The sequence below is a fragment of the Methanobrevibacter sp. genome (assembly GCF_045539575.1).
Lineage (GTDB): Archaea > Methanobacteriota > Methanobacteria > Methanobacteriales > Methanobacteriaceae > Methanocatella.
The window spans coordinates 1-6,173 of the sequence record NZ_JAZQFM010000063.1 but is presented as its reverse complement, the minus strand read 5'-3'; the positions used below and the strand labels follow the sequence as shown (position 1 = coordinate 6,173).

Here is a 6,173-nt window from a genome sequence, read left to right as displayed (position 1 = left end):
AATATCAGTTTATGTTCTTATTCTTCAGATATTGTCAGTTTAAACATTAGTTAAATTTTGTTTGTTCCTATTATCTGTGAGTGTATAGGATAATTTTTTAGACATGTATTTTTAATAAGGATAATCTTCTTTTTCTTCGTATTCCTTTTTTAACCATGCTTTGAATATTTGATCGTATATTTGGTATTTTCCATTGTTTAGTTCTATTAGTATTTTATTTTGAAGTGATTTCAGTGATGATCCTATTGCTCCGCTGGTTACTCCAAGTTTATTGGCTATTTCTATTCTTTTTAGAGGTTTTTCAACAAGTGCTGTGATAATTCTTTGTTCCTGTTTATTTAACTTATACCATTCATTTGTTAAATTGATTATTAGGTATTCCAAGGATTTTTTAAATTCTGAAATTATTTTTTCTTCATTTAATTCTTCATTTGGCGGAAGTAATCGTGCAAAACTATTGATATAGTAGGGTATTCCACTGGTGCATTTATAAAATCTTTTAAATCCATCATCGGTAAAGTTCAGATAATCTGCTTTTTCATTTAAATAATCTCTGGTTGTTTCAAATGAAAATATTTTTATTTCATAGTTTAGGATTCTGCCACCGAAAGCACCTTGGTGGCCTGCAATATCGGCGATTAATTCATCTTTCACGCTCATGCTTCCTGAGAAAATGTAACCAATATTTTTCTGTGATTGGATGACACTTCTGATATACCATAAAAATCCATTTACATCTTCATCAAGTTGTTTTAGCATTTGAAATTCGTCAATGAATATTAAGATTCCTTTAAGTTGCTCTCTGTTGTCATTATAAATCTGTTGTGGTAGGTCCATCACGTAGTTTGTGAATTTGGTATAATCTTCTTCGCTTTTAATGATTGGAATGGGGATTTTATCCATGGATTGGATTTTGTCTATTTGGAAATTTCGTGTTTTGAAGTATTTCATGATTTTTTTATCGATTGTGAGTATATCAGATTCATCACAGGATTTTATAATGGATTCGTAGAATAATCTCATGAAGCAAAAACGGTCTAATTTTTCTTTTTTGAATTTGTCCATTGCTGTTAGGTCCATGTAAACAACTAAGTATTCATTTTGGAAGTCTTTTTTTAGTTTTTTCATCAATGCTGTTTTTCCAACGCCTCTAATTCCTGTTAGTAGGATTGTTGGTGTTGAGCCTTTTTCAGTTAGTTCCAGATTGTCTGAGAGAAATGAAATTTCATTTACTCTGTTGTAGAATTGGGTGTCATCTAAATCATTGTCGTTTCCTAATGGTAAACCTGCCATGAATATCTCTCCTTTTTAGTTATATGTTTCATCAACATTTCATATAAATATAATGGAAATTCCATTATAATGTAAAAAACACACATGGCATTATGTAATGGAAATTCCATTATAATGTAAAAAACACACATTACATTACAAATTCATTGGCCTAAAATTAAATATTTGTAATCTATTGTATTGGATGATCTGTTCGTATTTTAAATTTTAGGTGTTTTTGAAGATATTTCTTCCATTATTTTCTTAAAATAGTATGTGCATAAATATCAGTTTATGTGTGTATCTGTGTTTTTTCATCTAGTCGCAGTTTGAAAATATTTATTATTAATGAAATTAAAATGTTATATTAACTAATTTATCATTGGTGATTAAAGTGTATAATAGAATTGAAATTGCTCATGAGTTTGCTAATGCTATTAATTCAGACGAGATTATTAGAATGATATTATTTGGTTCTGTTGCACGTGGCGATGATAATGATGAATCTGATATAGATATTTTAATTGTCGTAAATCATGATAACAGAGAACTGGAATCACTGATTGATAATATTGTTGTAGATTTTATTCTTAAAAAAGAAGAAGTAATTTCACCACATGTGATGACTGAAGAACATTTCAACAAAACAAAAGATTATAGCTTCCTTAAAACAGTGATGGCAGAAGGTGTTCCTATATAAATGTTGAAGAAGTTAATGGTGTTATGGATTTAGCAGTTGAAGAGTTAAGCATGGCACAAATTTTATTTGATGCCGGAAAGTATCGAGGTTCTATAACTCATTCATATTATGCAATGTTTGATGCTGCTAAAGCCTTGTTACTTACTCATGATTTTGTCAGTGAAAAACATGATACTATTTTAACCCAGTTTAGTAAAGATTTTGTTCTTGATGGGGATTTCAGTCAAGAAGTTTATACTTATTATTCTAATGCTAAAAAACTTAGAAGAAAATCTAGTTATGATTTTTCAGTAAATTTTGATAAACAGGAAGCTTTTGATTGTTTAATCCAAGCTGAAGAGTTTATAACTGAAGCTAAAAAATTTTTATAATCCTTTTTTTATTTGAATATTTAACTCGTTTTTATACATTTATTATCTTTAATTTAAGTTTATAATCCATTTTCACAGTCATATATTTAGGACTATAAATTATCAGTTTATCTACCCTTCATGTCTCTGGTATAGTTATGTATAAATATATTTATTGATAGATTTTTATTCATGTTTTAGAAGTTTTAAACAAAGGGCATGTATTTTTATGATTGTTTGAATGAAATAAAACATTTTTTAGCATACAATTTCCAGGGGTTCAGGGAGAAAATGAAATACAAAAAAACAATAATCCTATTGGCGCTTGTTGTTTTTCTATTGAGCATTGCAGGTGTTAGCGCAAGTGAAATAGATAATACTATAGCAAGCGAAAATGCAAATACAATCGAGTTATCCACTGATAATGATATTATTGAGGATAATCTACAAACAAGTGAAGAAAACGAGGCATTGGCTTCAACTGATTATGATGAAGCTATTGCGCAAACTGATACTGAAGTATTGGGTGAGGATTCAGCTAAATATTCTGATTTGGCTGAAGAAATTAGCCAGCCAGGAAACATTACATTAACCCATAAAAACTATACTTACGATAAGGGTAAAACCATTACTATCAGTGAGGACAATAAAGTCATTGATGGTAACGGTGCAGTCATTGACATGAACGAATCAACAATCAGGGCATTTCATGTTAATGCTTCCGGTGTAACAATTAAAAACCTAACCATTAAAAATGCTAATTATAATGGTGATGGAGGAGCAATTTACTTTGATAGTACTGGTACTGTGACAAATTGTAATTTTATTAACAACAATGCAACCGGTACTGACTTTTGGGGTGGTGCAGTTTACTTTAATGGTACTGGTGAAGTGACAAATTGTAATTTTACGGGCAACACTGCAACCTATTATGGTGGTGCAATTTACTTCTTGGATCAAGGTACCGTGACAAATTGTAATTTTACTGATAACGAAGCATACTATGGTGGTGCAGTTTTCTTTAATACAATTGGTGAAGTGACAAAGTGTAATTTTACGGGCAACACTGCAGACGATGGTGGTGCTATCAACATTTATTCTGGTACTGTGACAAATTGTAATTTTACGGGCAACACTGCAGGTGATTGGGGTGGTGCAATTTACCTCTTGGATCAAGGTACCGTGACAAATTGTAATTTTACGGGCAACACTGCAGATGATGGTGGTGCTATCAACATTTATTCTGGTACTGTGACAAAGTGTAATTTTACGGGCAACACTGCAGACGATGGTGGTGCTATCTGGATGGATTCTGGTAGTGTTGAAAATTGTAATTTTGCTGGCAACACTGCAGACAATGGTGGTGCAGTTTACTTTAATGGTAATGGTGAAGTGACAAATTGTAATTTTACTGGCAACAATGCAACTGGTGATGGTGGTGCAGTTTACTTTAATGGTAATGGTGAAGTGACAAATTGTAATTTCACTGGCAACAATGCATTTTATGGAGGGGCAGTTTACTTCGATAGTACTGGTAATGTGTCAAATTGTAATTTTACTGGCAACACTGGAGAGTTTGGAGGGGCAGTTTACTTCGATTCATATGGTAATGTGACAAATTGTAATTTTACTAACAACACTGCCTCCTCCCAAGGAGGTGCAATTTGGAGTAGTCTTACTTGTAATGTGACAGATTGTAATTTTACTAACAACCAAGCAACCATTTCTGATGGCGGTGCTATCGTGATAAGTTCCGGTACTGTGTCAAATTGTAATTTTACTAACAATTCTGCAACTGGATATGGTGGCGCCATTAACATGGTTTTTGCTATTGTTGAAAATTGTAATTTTGCTGATAACTCTGCAACAAACTCTGGTGGTGCTATCAGGATAAATTCTGGTAGTGTGTCAAATTGTAATTTTACTAACAACCAAGCAACCATTTATGATGGCGGTGCAATTTGGCTTGCTGTTGCTGGTAATGTGACAAATTGTAATTTTACAAACAACACTGCAACCCGTTATGGTGGTGCTATTTATAGCACCAATAAATATAGTGCTGCGGATACCTGTATTTTTAAAGATGATTCCGATTCAACTTATCAAGTACGTATTCTTCCACCTATCTTAGGTGTTGATAATTTTACAGCTTTTTATGGTTCTGGTGAAAAGGTTACATTTAATCTAACTACAAACAGTAGCATTCCTGTGTCTAATGGAATTATCTCAATAAGCGTATACTTTAAAAACAATACAAATGTTCGCAATTATACTTGTTTAAGCGGTGAAGGATGGATTCCAGATTTACCAGTCGGTTTTTATATTGCCTTTTTCGATACTGAATATGCTAAATTCCAAGAGATCAACAGAACAGTAACAATCAATAAAGCTAATTCAACAATAACACTTGATAATATAGTTTTAAATTATGGCAAATCCACAAAGGTCACTGTAACAACTACAGGGGCTACTGGAATCACTGCTAAGATTGATGGTAATGATGTGGCTGTTATTAATAATTATACTATTCAGATTTCAGGTTTAAAAGCGGGAAATCATACATTAACTGTCACAACAATCCCTGATGATGACCACAATCCTGTAACTGCAACATCTAAAATCACAGTAAACAAAGTGGAATCCACATTAACTGTTGACGATATTGTATTTGATTATGGAAGTGAAGGTTCTGGTAATGTTTCCTTCGCTGGTGCAAGTGAAGTCATCGCTAACGTTGTCAGTCAACCTAGTGCTGTTGTTAGTGTAAATGGCAAAAAGATCACTGTTTCCGGTTTAGCCGCAGGAACTTATACTTTGAATGTCACTACCGTTCCTGATGAAAATCACACTGCAGTTACCAAAACCGCTACAATAACTGTAAATAAGGTTTCAACCAATCTGACTGCAGCTGGTGTAACTGCAACATATAATGTCAACAAATACCTGATTATTAAATTGACTGACGGTCAGGGCAATCCATTGGCAAACAGTACCGTGACTGTTGATTTAAACGGCGTTAAAAACTACACTACCGATGAAAACGGTCAAATCAAAATCAAAGTCAGCAACATGGTTCCAAAAACATACTCCGCAAAAATATCCTATGCGGGAAATGACACTTACATCGGATCCAATGCTACTGCCAAGGTTGTAGTCAAGAAGGCAACTCCGAAGATTACTGCAAGTGCTAAAACATTCAAGACTGCCATAAAAACCAAAAAATACACAATTACCTTAAAGGACAACACAGGAAAGGCAATCAAGAACGCTAAGGTCACCTTGAAAGTCAACGGCAAAACATACAAAGCCACCACAAACTCCAAAGGTAAGGCAACATTCAAGATCACAAAGCTTACCAAAAAAGGAACATTCAAGGCAACAATAACCTACACAGGAAACAAGTACTACAATAAAGTAACCAAAAAGGTAAACATTAAAGTCATTTCCTCCTGGAAAACAATATCCAAAGGCAGCAAGGATAAATCCACAGTCAGAGAGATTCAACAGGCATTGAAAAACAATGGATACTATCTCACAGCATATGGACATTACCTGATGGTTGACGGTAAGTTCCAGAGCTGCACTGAAAGATCCGTCAAGGAGTTCCAGCATGACAAAGGTCTTAAAGTGACTGGTAAGGTTGATGAAAAGACCGCCAAAAAGCTCGGTTTAATTTAAATCTAATGTGGATGCAATTGCATCTGCACTTCTTTTTCTTTTTTTGCATTTTTCATTTAATCATTTTTTAATAGGTACTGCTTTTTTTTTAGTTTTTAAAGTCAAATAGTTACATAAATTATCAGTTTATAACCTCAATTATATTTTTTTGAAGTTATTTATCTTTAATTGTG

The 6,173-nt window shown here is 33.1% G+C and carries 4 protein-coding genes; 3 read left to right on the top strand and 1 reads right to left on the bottom strand.

Annotation, left to right across the window (positions count from 1 at the left end):
* Positions 1–111 precede the first annotated feature (111 nt).
* Positions 112–1,293 (bottom strand): AAA family ATPase, encoded by a 1,182-nt coding sequence (locus tag ACKI30_RS08420; protein WP_407411562.1) that lies wholly within the window; start codon positions 1,291–1,293, stop codon positions 112–114.
* 373 nt (positions 1,294–1,666) lie between these two features.
* Here ACKI30_RS08420 and ACKI30_RS08415 point away from each other — a divergent pair, with 373 nt between their 5' ends.
* The 3 genes from ACKI30_RS08415 (at position 1,667) to ACKI30_RS08405 (ending at position 6,000) form a co-directional block, all read left to right on the top strand.
* Complete coding sequence (locus ACKI30_RS08415) at positions 1,667–1,972, top strand: nucleotidyltransferase domain-containing protein (RefSeq protein WP_287411226.1); 306 nt, start codon at positions 1,667–1,669, stop codon at positions 1,970–1,972.
* Positions 1,973–1,995: 23 nt separating this feature from the next.
* Complete coding sequence (locus ACKI30_RS08410; RefSeq protein WP_407411560.1) at positions 1,996–2,343, top strand: HEPN domain-containing protein; 348 nt, start codon at positions 1,996–1,998, stop codon at positions 2,341–2,343.
* A 270-nt stretch (positions 2,344–2,613) separates the two neighbouring features.
* Entirely contained in the window at positions 2,614–6,000 is a 3,387-nt protein-coding gene (locus ACKI30_RS08405) for a right-handed parallel beta-helix repeat-containing protein (protein WP_407411558.1), read from the top strand.
* Positions 6,001–6,173: the final 173 nt, after the last annotated feature.

Bases quoted from the DNA above. Each gene is read 5' to 3' on its own strand.
- ACKI30_RS08420 (WP_407411562.1), bottom strand. From the start codon at position 1,293: ATGGCAGGTTTACCATTAGGAAACGACAATGATTTAGATGACACCCAA.
- ACKI30_RS08410 (WP_407411560.1), top strand. From the start codon at position 1,996: ATGGATTTAGCAGTTGAAGAGTTAAGCATGGCACAAATTTTATTTGAT.
- ACKI30_RS08405 (WP_407411558.1), top strand. From the start codon at position 2,614: ATGAAATACAAAAAAACAATAATCCTATTGGCGCTTGTTGTTTTTCTA.